This is a genomic window from Rathayibacter iranicus NCPPB 2253 = VKM Ac-1602 (assembly GCF_003149025.1).
In the GTDB taxonomy this organism is placed as follows: Bacteria; Actinomycetota; Actinomycetes; order Actinomycetales; family Microbacteriaceae; genus Rathayibacter; species Rathayibacter iranicus.
Window position 1 is genome coordinate 95,895 of record NZ_QGDV01000002.1, and the last position, 12,675, is coordinate 108,569.

Consider the following 12,675-nt stretch of genomic DNA (forward strand, 5'->3'; position numbering starts at 1 on the left):
GACACGTATTCCCCGCCTTTCCGCACGCCGAGATGCACGCACCGGCCGTCGCAGTGCCCGCCGGCACCGACAAGTCCGATCGGTGCTCCCGGAGCGACGGACTGGCCGATCACCACCGAGGCGTCGACCGGCTCGACGGTCGAGACCAGCCCGTCGGCGTGCGCGATGCTGACGACCGCGCGATCGACCACGTGGCCGACGAACGACACCGTTCCCGCGGCGACCGCGTTGACCTGCTGACCCGGAGTCGCAGCGAGGTCGACGCCGCGGTGCCCGGCGGCGTAGTGGTGCGCTGGCGCGCCCCACGGCGTGACGACCTGGAAGCCGGGAACCGGAGAGGTCCACAGGGGCGAGAGCAGCGTGATCAGGAGGACAACACCAGGATTCAGGAGAGGGGAGCGGAGCATGTCCCCACCCTCGCGAGTTGAGGGTCGTCGTGGACCCGTTCGGCGGAAAGCAGTGGAGAAAACGCTCAACAATCCGCCTGTAGAGGGACGTCACTCCTCCATCTTGGAGCGCAAGCTGTCACGGCGCGCTCCGGGGCTGGGGTAACGTGCCCGTGGTCGGGATCGGGAGGAGCACCAGCGCACCCACCGGCGGCGAGAATCGGAGACGACCATGACCAGCGGACGATCTGACACCACTAGCGGGAGGGCGGACATCCCCAATCCCTCGGCGGCGAAGCTGAAGAGGAAGGTGATCGGCCTCGCCATCGCGGCGGCTGTCGGTGGTTTCCTCTTTGGCTTCGACTCCTCCGTGGTCAACGGCGCCGTCGAGGCGGTGCAGGGCGAGTTCCGACTCTCGGCAGCCCTGATCGGCTTCGCCGTCGCCTCCGCCTTGCTCGGCTGCGCGCTCGGTGCCTACCTTGCGGGCCGTCTGGCCGATCGCTGGGGCCGCATCAAGGTCATGCTGCTCGGTGCGGCGCTGTTCTTCGTGTCGTCGATCGGCGCAGGCGCCGCCTTCGCGGTCTGGGACCTCGTGCTCTGGCGCGTCGTCGGCGGCCTCGGTATCGGCATCGCCTCTGTCATCGCACCGACCTATATCTCGGAAATCGCACCGAAGGCGATCCGCGGAGCTCTGGCCTCGCTCCAGCAGCTCGCGATTACGCTCGGCATTTTCGCAGCCCTGCTCTCGGACACCCTGATCGCGACCGGCGCGAACGGTGCCTCGGAGCCCTTCTGGCTCGGCGTTGCAGCCTGGCGCTGGATGTTCATCGCGTGCGCCGTGCCCGCCGTCATTTACGGTCTCCTGGCACTGACCCTCCCAGAGTCGCCGCGCTACTTGGCTACCCAGGGCCGCTCTGAGGACGCCCGCGCGGTCCTCGCGACGGTGACACCCCGTGACGAGGTCGATGGGGCTCTTGCAGACATTCAAAAGCGGATCGACGAGGATGCCGAGAATGCCAAGCGTTCCAGCCTGCGCGGACCGGCTCTGGGCCTGCTCCCGGTGGTCTGGGTCGGCATCCTGCTCTCGGTATTCCAGCAGTTCGTCGGCATCAATGTGATCTTCTATTACTCCACGTCGCTCTGGAGCGCAGTCGGGTTCGATGAATCGAACTCGTTCGCGATCTCGGTCTTCACCTCGGTAGTGAACGTCGTCGTGACTTTCGTCGCGATCTTCCTGGTGGACAAGGTCGGCCGAAAGCCTCTGCTACTGGTCGGCTCGGCCGGCATGGCGATCTCGCTCGCACTGATGGCCATTGCTTTCAGCCAGTCGACGATCAGCGGCGAGGCCGTCTCGCTGCCCGGTGCATGGGGCCCGATCGCGCTGGTCTCGGCAAATGCTTTCGTCGTCTTTTTCGGCGCCACCTGGGGCCCGCTGGTCTGGGTGCTGCTCGGCGAAATGTTCCCGAACCGGATTCGCGCCGCGGCGCTCGGCCTCGCCGCGTCCGCTCAGTGGATCGCGAACTTCGTCATCACGGTGACCTTCCCGGTTCTCTCGCAGGACGTGTCGCTCACCCTCGCCTACGGCCTCTATGCGGCGTTCGCGGCGATCTCGTTCGTCTTCGTCTTCATGTTCGTGCCCGAGACCAAGGGTCGCTCGCTAGAGGAGATGGACACGCTGCATATCCGCACTGTGATGAAGTCGGCACGTAAGTAGCACCTCTGTCCAGCAGCGGCAAGGGCGGCGGAAACGTTGGTGCTACACTCCTCGGAGCACCTCGCTTATCGGGGTGACTACGCGCGCCCACCGGGCCTCCGCTCCCCACGGTCCCACTCCGCTCACGCGGACGGGCGGGAGTGCGCCGGGCGCCAGGGTGACGAGCCAGCCGGCCGTCGCAGACAACCGAACGGGAGTTTGGCGCCGTCGTGCGCCTAAGCCCCGAGACAAGGAGAACGACTCATGGCAGTCGTCACCATGCGCCAGCTGCTCGACAGCGGTGTCCACTTCGGGCACCAGAAGCGTCGCTGGAATCCGAAGATGAAGCGCTTCATCCTGACCGAGCGCTCGGGCAGCTACATCATCGATCTCCAGCAGTCGCTGGCCTACATCGACAAGACCTACGACTTCGTCAAGGAGACGGTTGCCCACGGCGGCACCATCCTCTTCGTCGGAACCAAGAAGCAGGCACAAAACGCGATTTCGGAGCAGGCGACGCGCGTCGGCCAGCCCTACGTGAACCAGCGCTGGCTCGGCGGCCTCTTGACCAACTTCCAGACGGTCTCGAAGCGCCTCGCTCGCATGAAGGAACTCGAGGAGCTCGACTTCGACGACACGTCGAAGAGCGGCTTCACCAAGAAGGAACTCCTGATCAAGAAGCGTGAGCTCGACAAGCTGCACAAGTCGCTTGGCGGAATCCGCAACCTCTCGAAGACGCCGTCGGCCCTCTGGGTCGTCGACACCAAGAAGGAGCACCTCGCGATCGACGAGGCCAAAAAGCTGGGCATCCCGGTCATCGGCATCCTCGACACGAACTGCGACCCGGACGAGGTCCAGTACCCCATTCCGGGTAACGACGACGCGATCCGCTCGGTGAGCCTGCTCACCCGCATCGTCGCCGACGCCGCCGCGGAGGGTCTCATCCAGCGCCACCAGAAGCCCGAGGCCGAGGGCAACGTCTCGGCCGTCGAGCCGCTGGCCGAGTGGGAGCAGGAGCTGCTGTCCACCGGCGCCCCTGCCACCGACGCTGAGCAGCCCGTCATCGCGGAGTCGAACGAGCAGGCCGGCGCCGAGACCGAGAAGGTCGCCGACGCTGAGGCTGCGACCGCTGATGAGGCTGTCGCCGACGCCCTGGCCGTCGCTGACGCTCCGGTTGCCGCGGAGACGCCCGCCGTCGACGCCTCGACCGAGGACACCGCTACCGCCTGACACCCCGTTCCGTGACGGGGGTCGGACGGGCCGCGAGAGCGGACGTCCGGCCCCCGCTTGGTAGGTGCACGTCATCACGAAAAAGAACCGCCGACACCTCGGTGCGCTCGGCTCCCTCGAGGAGGGAGCTACCACTCCAGGTGCTCGAATCGCACAATTTCAGACTGCAGAGTTTGAGAACAACAGAGTCTCAGAACAACAGAGGAGTTCGCAGAACCATGGCAAATTTCAGCCTCGCTGACGTCAAGACGCTGCGCGAGCAGCTCGGTACCGGCATGGTCGACACGAAGAACGCGCTCGTCGAGGCCGACGGCGACCTGGACAAGGCGGTCGAAATTCTCCGCCTCAAGGGGGCCAAGGGCAACGCGAAGCGCGCCGATCGCTCGACGAGCGAGGGCCTCGTCGCCGCTGCCGAGAACGGCGGCGTCGCCACGATGATCGAACTCGCTTGCGAGACCGACTTCGTCGCCAAAGGCACAAAGTTCATCGCGCTCGCGGACGCGGTGCTCGCGGCGGTCGTCGCAGCCGGTGCCAGCACGGTCGAGGAAGCCCTTGCGGCTCCCGCCGGTGGCACGACCGTCGCCGACCTCATCAACGACGAGGCGGCGATCCTCGGCGAGAAGGTCGAGCTGCGCCGCGTCGCCGCCGTCTCGGGCGAGCACTTCGCGATCTACCTGCACAAGACCAACAAGGACCTGCCCCCGCAGGTCGGCGTGGTCGTTGGCTACTCCGGTGAGGACGCCGAGACGGCGCGCTCTGTCGCCCAACATATCTCGTTCGCGAACCCGTCCTACCTCTCGCGCGAAGACGTTCCGCAGCCCGAGGTCGACAACGAGCGCCGCATCGTCGAGGAGATTTCGCGGGGCGAGGGGAAGCCTGAGGCTTCTCTGCCGAAGATCATCGAGGGACGCGTCAACGCGTACTTCAAGCAGGTCGCGCTGCTCGACCAGGACTACGCGAAGGACAACAAGTTGTCCGTCAGCAAGGTCATCGGCGACGCAGGGCTGACCGTTTCGGGCTTTGCCCGTTTCAAGGTTGGCGCCTAACTAGCAGGCAGGGGGAGTCCGGGTCGTTCAGTCGATCCGGACTCCCTTCGCTCTGCCCGGGGCGGCCTGGGCGTGGTCGCGGGCATGCTCCGCGCGGGATAGGTTTGTACGGGTCTACGGGAGGAAACGTCCATGACGCAGACGGCTGCAATGACGACGGGCAAGCGCCGCAGGGTGCTGTTGAAGCTGTCGGGGGAGGCATTCGGAGCCGGCACTCTCGGCGTGAATCCGGACGTGATCAGCGCCCTCGCCCGTGAGATCGCCGACGCCGCGACAGAGGTGGAGATTTCGGTGGTCGTGGGCGGTGGCAACTTCTTCCGCGGGGCCGAGCTCTCACAGCGCGGCATGGACCGCGGCCGGGCTGACTACATGGGCATGCTGGGCACGGTGATGAACGCTCTCGCCCTTCAGGACTTCCTCGAGCAAGCCGGTGCCGAGACCCGTGTGCAGTCCGCGATCGCGATGACGCAGGTCGCAGAGCCGTACATCCCGCGTCGGGCTATCCGGCACATGGAGAAGGGCCGCGTCGTGATCTTCGGCGCCGGCGCCGGACTCCCATACTTCTCCACCGACACCGTCGCTGCACAGCGCGCGCTCGAGACGCACGCAGACGTGGTGCTCGTCGCCAAGAACGGCGTGGACGGTGTCTACGACGCCGACCCGCGAACCAAGCCCGACGCCAAGAAGCTCGACACCCTCACTTACCAGGAGGCGCTCCAGCGTGGGCTCAAGGTCGTTGACTCGACCGCGTTCAGTCTCTGCATGGATAACGGCATGCCGATGCAGGTGTTCGGAATGGAGCCCTCTGGCAACGTCGCGAAAGCCATCCGCGGCTCCGAACTCGGCACCCTCGTCTCGAACTAGACTGACCACTTCCCTCTCTTAAGGAGCCCCTGTGATCTCGGATATATTGGCCGACGCGAAGACCAAGATGGGCAAGGCCGTCGAGGTTGCCAAAGAGGACTTCTCCACGGTTCGCACCGGACGGGCGAATCCCGGCATGTTCCAGAAGGTGCTCGTGAGCTATTACGGCACACCGACTCCGCTCTCGCAGCTCGCGTCTCTGCAGAACCAGGAGGCGCGCACCCTCCTCGTCACGCCGTACGACAAGGGCTCGCTGCGCGACATCGAGCAGGCCATCCGGGACATGCCCAACCTGGGTGCGAGCCCGACCAATGACGGAACGCTGATCCGCGTCACTCTCCCCGAGCTCACCGCCGAGCGTCGCAAGGAGTTCGTGAAGATCGTGCGCACGAAGGCCGAGGACGCGAAGATCGCCGTGCGCAACATCCGCCGCAAGGGCAAGGACGATCTCGACGCTCTCAAGGGCGACATCGGTGACGACGAGCTCTCCCGCGGCGAGAAGGAACTCGAGGCGCTGACAAAGCAGCACGTTGACGCGATCGACGAGGCGCTCAAGCGCAAGGAATCCGAACTCCTCGAGGTGTAGAGCGTGCCCGAGATCACCGAAGGACCCGAGGACGGCGTGAGCAGACCGTCTCCGCGGGTCCCCGGTGCCCGGGGATCTCGGATGGTCACCCGCGATGCGCTGAGGGCGCGTGCCCAGCAGGGGCGGGCCGACGTGGAGCGGCAGCTGGAGGCGACCCGCGCGCAGCTCGAGGCGACGAACGAACGCCTGACCGCCCGCTCCGGCCGCAATCTGGTCTCGGCAACGCTGATCGGCGTGGTCGGTGCCGGAGCAATGGTCGTCAGCCTGCTCGTTGTCAAAGAGATCTTCATGGTGCTCGCGGGGGGCATGATCCTGCTCGCGGCTCTCGAACTCTCGAATGCACTGCGCCACGCGGGCCGGGATATCCCGCGCATCCCCACCGGGATCGTCGCCGTCGTCGCGGTGCCCGCCGCGTATTACGGGGGCCTCGGGGTCGCGTGGGCGACGGTACTTGGCGGCTCCGTCGCCATCGCACTGTGGCGGCTCGGTGAGCAGCTCTTTCGTCGGACCTCGTCGACGCCGCGGGATCTGGCGCTCGACATCGGCCTCGGTGCCTTTGTGCAGGGGTACGTCACGTTCCTCGGTGCCTTCGCGATCCGCCTCGTGGCCGAGGACGGCGGCCAACTGTGGGCGTTCGCGTTCCTGGCGCTCGTGATCGTCGTCGACACGGGTGCCTATGCGAGCGGATTGACGTGGGGCAAGCACCCGATGGCGCCCCGCATTAGCCCGAAGAAAACCTGGGAGGGCTTTGCCGGTGCGGCGGTCGCGGGAGTCGTCGTCGGCGTCCTCCTCGCGGTGCTCCTGCTGGGGGAGCCGTGGTGGGTCGGAGCCGTGCTCGGCGCAGTCGTCTTGCTGACGGCGACGTTGGGCGATCTGGCGGAGTCGCTGATCAAGCGCGATATCGGCATCAAGGACATGAGTTCCTGGTTGCCCGGTCACGGGGGAGTGCTCGACCGGCTCGATTCGATCCTGCCGTCGGCCGCCGCCGCATATGTGCTGTACTTTCTCTTCGTGCGCTGATCCCTGGCGAAGCACCCGCCGACACTCTTCGCGGGCCTGCAGACGCGCCGATACCGCTCTGCGCAGGCGATCTTGACAGAATGACGACATGACCGCACCCTTCCCCCGAGCCCGCGAGTCCCGTCCTGGTTACGACATGGCCGAGGTCGACTCGTTCCTCGCCTCCGCTCGTGAGGCCTACGCGCAGCTGTCGGGAGGAGTCGCCGAGCTGCGAGCGGCGGACCTGCGCCACATGGCGTTCACTCTGCGTAAAGGCGGCTACTCCGCTCCACACGTCGATGCGGCTCTCGAGCGGTTGGAGGACGCGTTCGCTCTGCGGGAGCGGCAGTACGCCATCGCTCAACAGGGCGAGGAGGCCTGGCTGGCCGAGGCTCGAGCGACGGCCCAGGACCTCGTCAACCGCCTTGCCCGAGCGCCGCGCGAACGCTTCACCCGCGCGGGCCTCCTGACGACGGGATACAACCTCCGGCAAGTGGACGCCTTCGCCGACCGAATCTCGGGCTACTTCCGCGACGGCTCCGTCCTCACGGTCGACGACGTGCGCACCGTCTCCTTCGCACCGCAGCGCGGCGGTTACCTGGAGCCGCAAGTCGACCTACTGCTCGACACGGTGGTCGACGTCATGCTGGCGGTCCGCTGACCAAGTTCGGATCTGCTGGCCGATCAGGACATCGTCCGTTATGCTTCCGTAATCGTGGCTCAGCATCCTCACTCCTCCGTCGCCCCTTCGCCCGCGTACCGCAACAGCGGTCGCCCGGCGGTTCCGCACCAGACCCCGGTCCGGCGCTCCTGGGCCCGGATCCCCGTGACGGTGCTCGCCTTCGCCGCCTCCTTCGCGTTCGTGATGGTCAACGTCGTCGACCCGTCGAGCGGAGCGGTCGCCTCGCCGTACTACCAGGCTCCGGCGCGTTTCAACGGTGATGCGGCGCAGCGTCTCGTCGTTGCAGGCGGCGTCGAACGAACCGTCGAGCGCGACTCGTTCGCGGCGCAGGAGAAGCCCAAGCCCACCCCTACACCGACTCCCACTCCGACGCCCGTCGCACCGCAGGCGCAGGCCACGACCAGCGAGAGCGAGCAGGATGCACCGGCCGCCGCCGCTCCCGTCGTGCGGGCCGCCACTCCGGACCCGGGATCGGCGAAGGCAATCGCGTACGACATGATCGTGCAGCGCGGCTGGGCCGACAGCGAATACAACTGCCTCGTGTCGCTCTGGACCCGCGAGTCCGGCTGGAACGTGTACGCCGAGAACAAGTCGAGCGGCGCCTACGGCATCCCGCAGGCCCTGCCTGGAAGCAAGATGGCCGCGGCCGGGAGCGATTGGGCGTCGAATCCGAGCACGCAGATCACCTGGGGCCTCGGCTATATCTCTGGCCGCTACGGCTCGCCCTGTGGCGCGTGGGCCCACTCCGAATCCGTCGGCTGGTACTGAGTCCGTCGGCTGGTACTGAGCGAACCGTTGCTTGCCGGCACCGTCGCCACAGCTGAGCGTCTCGCTACCCTGGAGCCGTGGATTACGCGCTGCTCGGAGTCGTCGGAATTATCACGGTCGTCACCGTTGCACGCTTCTCGTACCGTCTCGGAATCGCGGCTCCGTTGGTACTCGTGGTCGTCGGAATCGGCGCGTCGTACGTGCCGGGCGTCCCCGACATCGAGGTCGAGCCCGAGCTGATCCTGGCGGGCGTTTTGCCTCCGCTGCTCTATTCGGCGGCGATCCAGGTACCGCTGACGGATTTCCGACGGAATGTGCGCTCGATCTTCGGCCTTTCGGTGCTGCTGGTGGTCGTCACCGCGCTGGCGGTCGGCGGATTTCTCTACGCCGTCTTCCCCGACCTGAGCCTGCCCGCTGCGATCGCCCTCGGCGCTGTTGTCAGCCCGACCGATGCTGTCGCGGCGACCTCGATCGGCAAGAAGCTCGGTCTTCCGCCGCGACTCGTGACGGTGCTCGAGGGCGAGAGCCTCGTCAATGACGCCTCCGCGCTGGTCCTGCTGCGTGCAGCGACGGCCGCCGCGGCCGTGGTGGGTACCTCTGTCACCTCCGATGCGATCGACGCGGGCGAGGTGAGCGTCCTCTTTGCCTACTCGGTCGTGATGGCAATCGCGCTTGGACTCCTGATCGGCGTCTTCACTGTCTTCGTGCGATCGAAGCTGCGGGACCCCGTGCTCGACACCGCTGTCTCGTTCGCCGTGCCGTTCCTGGCCTACATCCCCGCGGAGGAGCTGGGGGCCTCTGGCGTGCTCGCGGTCGTCGTCACCGGCATCTATACAGGGCATAACAGTGCACGCTTCCTCAGCCCCCAGTCGCGGATCAGCGAGCGGGTAAACTGGCGCACAGCGCAGTTCCTGCTCGAAAACGGGGTCTTTTTGCTGATGGGCGCCGAGATCAAGGCGATTGTCAGCGAGGTCGGTCCGGGCGAGTTCGGGGCGGGCAGGGCGGTCCTGCTGGGGCTCGTCACGGTCGTGATCCTGATCGTCCTGCGCACTCTTTTTATCTGGCCGCTGCTCCTCTGGCTGCGCAACTCCGGCAGACGCGCCGAGCGAATCAATCGCCGACTCGCCGTCGGACTGATGCGGCTGCGCAACAGCGCATCGAGCGACGAGCGCTTGCGTCGCAGGCAGGTCCGGGCCGAGCGGCTCTACCAACGCCGTGAGACGGACCTCGCCGCGACGACCAGCGAGGCGTTCGGTTGGCGCGGCGGCGTGATCCTCTCCTGGTCCGGGATGCGTGGCGTGGTGACGCTCGCCGCGGCGCAGTCCCTGCCGCAAGACACTCCGTATCGGTCGCAGCTGATCCTGATCGCTTTTACTGTGGCCGTCGTGACACTGCTGGTGCAGGGGGCAACGCTTCCCGCGCTGATTCGGCTGACGGGCATCCAGGGCACCGACGGCGAGGCGGACCGCCGCGAGCTGGCGACGCTGCTCGACGAGGTCGCGGCGACGGGCATCCAGGCACTTCCGGAGGCTGTGGCCGAGTTGCCGGACGGGGAGGTCGGCGAGCGTGTGATCGAGCGAGTGCGGCGCGACACGCTCACTCGCTCACAGGTGGCGTGGGAGCTGGTGGAGCGCGATGACGACGCTCCGCTCGGCCCCCACGCGCAGTACCTGCGGCTTCGAATCGCCGTGCTGCTTGCTGAGCGGGAGGCTCTTCTGGAAGCGCGCGGACGCGGGGTTTACTCCTCCCGAACGTTGCGGCGGGCGCAGCGGATGCTCGATGCGGAGGAGACCCGGCTCGAGATGGACGAGCCGTCGCACTGACCGCCGCACGCGACGACTGCCTCCTAGACTGGGGGGATGCCGCGCAGCAATCGACCCCGGGGGAGTCGCCGGAGCGCTGACGACGAACAGCGGGACCTGTCCCAGATGCTCGCCGGACGGCGGCATACCGAGGTTCAGGCGGGCCGCGAGTGGACGGTCCAGCCCGTCTCCTCGGCCCGCGCGGTGAAGAACTACCTGTGCCCGGGCTGCGCGATGACGATCGACGTCGGGCAGGCCCACGTTGTTGCCTGGCGGGCGGATGGTGCTCTCGGCGACGCGGCATCTCTGGCCGGCCGCCGCCACTGGCATACCCGCTGCTGGAGAATTCGAGGAGCACGATGACCCACGAGATCCGCGGAGGCGTGGTCCTCCCCGCGCGCCGCGAAAACATTGAGCTGCACACGTCCGATGGGCTGACGCTGGTCGGTGAACTCGCCCTGCCGCTGGAGCGTGAGCCGGTGGCGACGCTGGTCACCCTGCATCCGCTACCCACCCACGGCGGTTTCATGGACTCGCACATCCTGCGCAAGGCGGCCGCCCGCCTGCCCGCCCTCGCGAACCTCGCGGTGCTGCGCTTCAATACCCGCGGCACGAGGTCGCCTCGCGGCACGAGCGACGGAGCCTTTGGGCACGGGACCGACGAACGAGCCGACGTGGCGGCGGCGATGGCGCTGGTCGCCGAGCGGGGGTTGGTGCACCCGTGGCTGGTCGGCTGGTCCTTTGGGACCGAGCTGGTACTGAAGTGGGGGAGGGAGCAGCCGGTGGACGGTGCGATCCTCCTGTCGCCGCCGCTGCATCGCGCGAGCGCCCAGGAGGTCGCCGCCTGGGGGGAAGATGGTCGGCCGCTCGTGGTGCTGGTCCCCGAATTCGATGACTACCTGCGCCCCGCCGAGGCCGCCGAGCGCTTCGCGAGTGTGTCGCAGCTCGAGCTGGTCGCGGTCGAGGGTGGCAAGCACCTGTGGGTGGGCGAGGCTCAGACGCGGCGCGTGCTCGACGAGATCGTCCGCGTGGTCGCGCCGGCCGCGTCTCCGCTCCCGACCCAGTGGGAGGGCGAGCTCGCCTGAGCCCGCCCGCTAGTCATCCGCGGCCTTTCCGTCCCCGTCTTCGGTGAGTTCGTCGATGTGTCCGATAAGGCCGCGCAGACCGGCCACGTAACCTGCGATGGCGTCGCGCTCGGTGCGGATCTCATCGAGCCGCCGCTCGGCAGTCTCCATCAGGTCGCGACTGCGGCGCTCGGCGTCGGCAAGGAGCCGCTGCGCCCGCTCGCGCGCTGCGTCCAGGAGGGCATCGGACTCGTCCTGTGCGGCGCGGCGCAGACGGGTCGTCTCGTCCAGCGCGTCGCTGCGCAGCGTGTCCGCCTCGAGGCGCTTGTCGTTGGCCCGCCTGATCGCGTCGGCGAGCTGGAGGTTCGACTCGTCGAGGTAGCGCTGAGTCTGCGCGACCGCCTCCTGGTGACGGAGGAGGTCGTCGTTGTCCGCCTCCTCGCGACGGGCCGCCAGCTCGACCACGAGGTCGATCCGCGCCTGTTCCACGTCGCGGGCGAGCGCGGCAGCTTCCTCGGCGGACGCGGCGCGGATCCCTGCGAGTTCGGCGTCGAGCACGGCCACGGCCTCCGCGCGCTCCTGAGCGAGTCGGGTGCGCTGGTCCGCGACCTCGCGGGTGCCTTCGGCTCGGATCGCCACGACCTCGGCATCGAGTGCAGCCCGCGTTGACAGCACCTCGGACTCAACGGCGGAGCGAGCCTCTGCGACCTCGGCCTCCGCGGCCGCGCGAAGGCGGTCGACCTCGGAGGCGACCTCGGCACGCAGCAGCTCGTTGGCCTGGGCGAGGCGTGCGGCTTCGGCGCGCGCGACCTCCATTTCGCGCGCGGCGACCGCTCGCAGTTCGGCGGCCTCCCGCTCTGCCTCCGAGCGGATGGCGGCGGCTTCGCGCTTGGCGGTGGCGCGCGTCTCGGCGGCCTCGGTCGCGACGGATCCGCGGATCGCTGCGGCCTCACGCACCGCGTCCTGAGTCAGGACATCGCGGTCGTCGGCCGCCTTGCCGAGGGTGGCGGCAGCCTGGGCCTCGGACTCAGCACGGGTACGGTCGGCCCGGCGACGCGCCTCGGTGACCAGGCGCTCGGCCTCGTCGCGCGCCTCTTGCAGGAGGCGGTCGCCCTCGTCGCGGGTGCTTCGGCGCACGGCCGAGGCATCGTTCTCGGCCTGGGCGATGATCCGCTCCGACTGCTCCTCCGCGACGCGCAGCGTGTGTTCGAGCTTCGCACCCAGGCCCGCGTAGGTGGGCGCGCCGACCTGTTGCAGCTCTTTTTCGAGACCCTCGACGCGGGAGGAGAGGCGCTTCACCTCGCGGCCGCTCTCGGCCGCCTGCGTGTTCGAGTTGATGAGTTCGCGGCGCAGGCCCTGGATGGCTTTATCCACCTCGTCTCGGTCGTAGCCACGGAACACCTGAGTGAATTCGGCCTCGTCGTTCGCCACGTCGTCTCCTTCAGAGCAGGGCCGCGGAGGGGCTCGCGGCACTCGGAAAGTGTATTCAGCGAGGGCCCGCCAGCCGGGGCGACACCCGCACCGCGCGCCGTCTCGGCCGTACTCTCGGCTGTTG

At 67.9% G+C, this 12,675-nt stretch carries 12 protein-coding genes and 1 pseudogene; 11 read left to right on the forward strand and 2 right to left on the reverse strand.

Annotated elements, in window-relative coordinates; genetic code table 11:
* Positions 1 to 56 precede the first annotated feature (56 nt).
* Positions 57 to 407 (reverse strand): annotated as a pseudogene (locus B0H03_RS02990) (peptidoglycan DD-metalloendopeptidase family protein); the annotation flags it as partial.
* Between the two features lie 211 nt (positions 408 to 618).
* Here B0H03_RS02990 and B0H03_RS02995 point away from each other — a divergent pair.
* From B0H03_RS02995 to B0H03_RS03045, 11 genes are all read left to right on the forward strand, one after another.
* Positions 619 to 2,100, forward strand: coding sequence for a sugar porter family MFS transporter (locus B0H03_RS02995; protein ID WP_104264649.1), 1,482 nt, complete (start codon positions 619 to 621; stop codon positions 2,098 to 2,100).
* 243 nt (positions 2,101 to 2,343) lie between these two features.
* Positions 2,344 to 3,309, forward strand: a complete 966-nt coding sequence (rpsB, locus tag B0H03_RS03000; protein WP_104264650.1) for a 30S ribosomal protein S2 — start codon at positions 2,344 to 2,346, stop codon at positions 3,307 to 3,309.
* Positions 3,310 to 3,527: 218 nt separating this feature from the next.
* On the forward strand, positions 3,528 to 4,355 hold the full coding sequence (gene tsf / locus B0H03_RS03005; protein ID WP_104264651.1) for a translation elongation factor Ts: 828 nt from the start codon (positions 3,528 to 3,530) through the stop codon (positions 4,353 to 4,355).
* 150 nt (positions 4,356 to 4,505) lie between these two features.
* Positions 4,506 to 5,219 carry a UMP kinase gene (pyrH, locus tag B0H03_RS03010; RefSeq protein ID WP_219814968.1) on the forward strand — a complete coding sequence of 238 codons (714 nt, stop codon included), beginning with the start codon at positions 4,506 to 4,508 and terminating at the stop codon, positions 5,217 to 5,219.
* 31 nt (positions 5,220 to 5,250) lie between these two features.
* Complete coding sequence (gene frr, locus B0H03_RS03015) at positions 5,251 to 5,805, forward strand: ribosome recycling factor (RefSeq protein ID WP_104264653.1); 555 nt, start codon at positions 5,251 to 5,253, stop codon at positions 5,803 to 5,805.
* Between the two features lie 81 nt (positions 5,806 to 5,886).
* Entirely contained in the window at positions 5,887 to 6,825 is a 939-nt protein-coding gene (locus B0H03_RS03020; protein ID WP_104264654.1) for a phosphatidate cytidylyltransferase, read from the forward strand.
* An 88-nt stretch (positions 6,826 to 6,913) separates the two neighbouring features.
* Positions 6,914 to 7,465, forward strand: a complete 552-nt coding sequence (locus tag B0H03_RS03025; RefSeq protein WP_104264655.1) for a DivIVA domain-containing protein — start codon at positions 6,914 to 6,916, stop codon at positions 7,463 to 7,465.
* A gap of 54 nt (positions 7,466 to 7,519) precedes the next feature.
* Positions 7,520 to 8,254 carry an aggregation-promoting factor C-terminal-like domain-containing protein gene (locus B0H03_RS03030; RefSeq protein ID WP_241560390.1) on the forward strand — a complete coding sequence of 245 codons (735 nt, stop codon included), beginning with the start codon at positions 7,520 to 7,522 and terminating at the stop codon, positions 8,252 to 8,254.
* Between the two features lie 77 nt (positions 8,255 to 8,331).
* Positions 8,332 to 10,077 carry a cation:proton antiporter gene (locus tag B0H03_RS03035; protein ID WP_104264657.1) on the forward strand — a complete coding sequence of 582 codons (1,746 nt, stop codon included), beginning with the start codon at positions 8,332 to 8,334 and terminating at the stop codon, positions 10,075 to 10,077.
* Between the two features lie 36 nt (positions 10,078 to 10,113).
* Positions 10,114 to 10,419, forward strand: coding sequence for a hypothetical protein (locus B0H03_RS03040; RefSeq protein ID WP_104264658.1), 306 nt, complete (start codon positions 10,114 to 10,116; stop codon positions 10,417 to 10,419).
* On the forward strand, positions 10,416 to 11,141 hold the full coding sequence (locus B0H03_RS03045; protein WP_104264659.1) for an alpha/beta hydrolase: 726 nt from the start codon (positions 10,416 to 10,418) through the stop codon (positions 11,139 to 11,141). The genes B0H03_RS03040 and B0H03_RS03045 overlap by 4 nt, the downstream gene beginning before the upstream one ends.
* Positions 11,142 to 11,150: 9 nt before the next feature.
* Here B0H03_RS03045 and B0H03_RS03050 read toward each other — a convergent pair whose 3' ends face one another.
* A complete protein-coding gene (locus B0H03_RS03050) occupies positions 11,151 to 12,551 on the reverse strand; it encodes a DivIVA domain-containing protein (RefSeq protein ID WP_104264660.1) in 1,401 nt (466 codons plus the stop codon).
* Between the last annotated feature and the right edge of the window lie 124 nt (positions 12,552 to 12,675).